Genomic DNA, 2,793 nt, shown 5'->3' with positions numbered 1-2,793 from the left:
GTCGCGACAGGGTAGCCATGTCATGCGCAGCGATCTCGACCATCTTCCCGCCAGCAAGCAGCGCGAGCTTGAGCGCGTGGTGCAGATCGTCTTCGAGGAATTCGAGGACGCGCTGGCCCTGGCTTCGCACGAGTGGAAGAAGAAGGGCCGCATTCTCAAGGTCATTCTCTACGGCAGCTATGCGCGCGGCGGCTGGGTGGACGAGCCGCACACCGCCAAGGGCTATCAGTCGGACTATGACCTGCTGATCATCGTCAACGACAAGCGCCTGACCGACCGGGTCAAATACTGGGCCAAGGTGGATGACCGGCTGATGCGCGAGTATGGCATTGCCGGCACGATCAAGACGCCGGTCAATTTCATCGTCCACACCCTGCAGGAGGTGAACGATGGGCTGGCCCATGGCCGCTACTTCTTCATGGACGTGGCCCGCGATGGTATCGGGCTCTACCAGAGCGACGACACCGAACTGCACCAGCCCAAGCCGAAGACGCCGCATGCCGCACTGGCGATGGCAAAGGAGTATTTTGAGGAGTGGTTTCCTAGCTCGATCGAATTCTACGATGACTTTCGTTCAAATTTAGAGCGCAAGCGCTTCAAGAAAGCGGCATTCGAATTGCATCAAGCATGCGAACGCTTGCTACATTGCGTGCTACTCGTGGTAGAATTTTACACGCCACATAATCACAACATCGCGTTTCTACGCACACAGGCTGAACGACTCGATGTTCGTCTCGTCCATGTCTGGCCTAGGGAGAATCGCAAGCAGCGGGCGATGTTCGAGAAGCTCAAGGAAGCCTACGTCAAGGCGCGCTATTCCAAGCACTACCGGATCACCGAAGAGGAACTGGCTTGGCTGGGCGAGCAGGTCGAGGAACTCGGCCGCGTGGTTCACGCCCTCTGTTCGGAACGCATCGCCCAGCTGGAGGCGACGGCGCGGCAAGCGGGCTAGCGGAACGGTTTTTGAAATCGGACGGACCTGTTTCGGGCGCATGGAGCGAGCGGGGTGGACGATGGAGCAGGCCCTTGTCGCATCACTCAAAGTGGTGGCGGAGGTCATGGAGAACGCCCAGGATCCCTGGTGGATTATCGCAAGTGCGGCGGTCGCGTTGCATGGCGCCAATCCCGGGCCTGTAGGGGATGTCGATGTCCTTCTCAGTCTTCGCGATGCACGGCGGATAATACCCACGTTGGGCCTTGCCCTGCAGCAGGGCTCTCATCATGCCGAGTTCCGCTCGACCATTTTTGCAACGTGGGGCGAGCCGCCACTGCCGGTTGAATTCATGGCAGGGTTCCAACACTGTCAGGATGGTCGCTGGCGCGCCATCGTTCCGACAACGCGCCAGCGGATCGCATTGGACGGCAAGACTTTGTTCGTTCCCGATCGCGCCGAGCTGGGGAGTATCTTGCAGTCGTTCGGCCGCCCCAAGGACCTCGCACGGGCAGCTCGTCTCGCTGCGCTTTCTGCGTGATCCATGCCATTTGCAGTTGCCCGGCAGTCACAAGACGTGTCGCGTAACCTGTGACTGCCGGTACAGCACAAAGCTATAGCAGATCGCGCGCGCCTGTGAATTAGTTTCCTCCGAAATGGTGATACCGGGAAGAGGTTCGCCGAGCTGCCTATCAGAGCAATCCGTTTAGCGCCCAATCGAACGACAACGTCTCCATATGCCCGTCTTGTCTGTTCATCAGAATTGGTTCGACGTCCCGTTATAAGCCAGCCCAGGGTTACGATACGGGATGGTGATTTGAGCGGGTGACGTGCTGCCTGATGTCCGGCTGACATTCAGCAAGCCGTGTGGTCGTCAGCACTGCTATCTGCCGCCACCGTGTCGCTGCCTTATAGGATGTGCCGACGCGCCGGGGTTGCTTGCTTGACGCCGCTGCTCAACCGCCTGCCTTGTTTCCCTCGTCGATCGCATCGACCAGCATCGCAGCAAGCGCCTCTTCTGCGCGGGCGCGTGCGACCGGATCCTTGGCAGCCAGATCGTTGCGAAGCCACTGCGGTGCGCGTTCGATGACGCCGAGAATGCGGGTTTTGGTGTTGTCGTCCATGCATGTCCCTATGGCGATGCAGCTGACGTCGGGCAACTTGCTGGCGATGGATGGTGGAAGCGGTGTCGCCGGTTGCTCAGTCTTTGTCCTCTGTATCGGCAAAAGCCCGCTGGCCGCGTCGCCGCCATAGGATGAGCTGGGTGCCGGTCTCGTCGGTGCGCAGTTTTGCCGCCGCCTCGACCAGCAGCCCGAGGATCACGGCGCGATCATCATCGGTCAGTTCAACGAGGCCAGCCTTGGCGACAAGGCCGCCCAGTTCGATCAACTGCCGCGTCCGCTCGCGCCGCTTCACCTGCCAAGCCCGCGTGTCATGCCGCGCCTGTTGCAGGGCCAGGCGATGCCGCGTGCTGGTCGTGCGGCGCTGCTGATCGCGCGTTGTCGCCAGTGCGTGGGCCAGACGCCTGCTCGGCCCGCTCGCCAGAAAAGAACGCGGCGCCGCGTTTGCGCCATGCCTCCCGTCGCGCCGGATCGGTGATGGCGGCGATCGACAGCAGCGCGCCGGCCAGTTCCTCGATGGTGAGTTTATCGGCGCTCGTGGCTTCGACCAGTTCGCCCAACTGGCTCTGTTTGCGGGCCTTGAGTTGCCTGGCCTTGGCGGTGAGCGCCTTGAGGTCCTCGTCATAGTTGCGGGGCTTGCGCATGTCTGGTGTCCTGTGACGGCGGTCTGTTGCGCCGTGAGGCCTTCCAGTTATCGGCCTTGACGATCAATGCCAATTCCCTGAAACCTCATGCGATTCT

General features: G+C 61.0%; 5 protein-coding genes. 2 read left to right on the top strand and 3 right to left on the bottom strand.

Annotation, left to right across the window (positions count from 1 at the left end):
* The first annotated feature begins 22 nt into the window (after positions 1-22).
* Together SCA01S_RS21450 and SCA01S_RS21445 are read left to right on the top strand one after the other, a co-directional pair.
* On the top strand, positions 23-952 hold the full coding sequence (locus tag SCA01S_RS21450; protein ID WP_084391187.1) for a HEPN domain-containing protein: 930 nt from the start codon (positions 23-25) through the stop codon (positions 950-952).
* A gap of 61 nt (positions 953-1,013) precedes the next feature.
* The gene (locus tag SCA01S_RS21445) at positions 1,014-1,472 is read left to right on the top strand and encodes a P-loop NTPase family protein (RefSeq protein ID WP_062788838.1); all 459 of its coding nucleotides are present in this window, start codon (positions 1,014-1,016) and stop codon (positions 1,470-1,472) included.
* 415 nt (positions 1,473-1,887) lie between these two features.
* Here the strand turns inward: SCA01S_RS21445 and SCA01S_RS22665 are convergent, their stop codons facing one another.
* The 3 genes from SCA01S_RS22665 to SCA01S_RS21435 all read right to left on the bottom strand — a co-directional run bounded on the left by SCA01S_RS22665 (position 1,888) and on the right by SCA01S_RS21435 (position 2,696).
* A complete protein-coding gene (locus SCA01S_RS22665) occupies positions 1,888-2,055 on the bottom strand; it encodes a DUF6771 family protein (RefSeq protein ID WP_167542940.1) in 168 nt (55 codons plus the stop codon).
* A gap of 76 nt (positions 2,056-2,131) precedes the next feature.
* Positions 2,132-2,347 (bottom strand): conjugal transfer protein TraD, encoded by a 216-nt coding sequence (locus SCA01S_RS21440; protein ID WP_062788837.1) that lies wholly within the window; start codon positions 2,345-2,347, stop codon positions 2,132-2,134.
* A gap of 16 nt (positions 2,348-2,363) precedes the next feature.
* Entirely contained in the window at positions 2,364-2,696 is a 333-nt protein-coding gene (locus tag SCA01S_RS21435) for a conjugal transfer protein TraD (RefSeq protein ID WP_062788835.1), read from the bottom strand.
* Between the last annotated feature and the right edge of the window lie 97 nt (positions 2,697-2,793).

Source organism: Novosphingobium capsulatum NBRC 12533 (assembly GCF_001598375.1).
Taxonomy (GTDB): domain Bacteria; phylum Pseudomonadota; class Alphaproteobacteria; order Sphingomonadales; family Sphingomonadaceae; genus Novosphingobium; species Novosphingobium capsulatum.
This window is presented reverse-complemented; position numbering and strand designations above follow the sequence as displayed.

Bases quoted from the DNA above. Each gene is read 5' to 3' on its own strand.
- SCA01S_RS21450 (WP_084391187.1), top strand. From the start codon at position 23: ATGCGCAGCGATCTCGACCATCTTCCCGCCAGCAAGCAGCGCGAGCTT.
- SCA01S_RS21445 (WP_062788838.1), top strand. From the start codon at position 1,014: ATGGAGCAGGCCCTTGTCGCATCACTCAAAGTGGTGGCGGAGGTCATG.
- SCA01S_RS22665 (WP_167542940.1), bottom strand. From the start codon at position 2,055: ATGGACGACAACACCAAAACCCGCATTCTCGGCGTCATCGAACGCGCA.
- SCA01S_RS21435 (WP_062788835.1), bottom strand. From the start codon at position 2,696: ATGCGCAAGCCCCGCAACTATGACGAGGACCTCAAGGCGCTCACCGCC.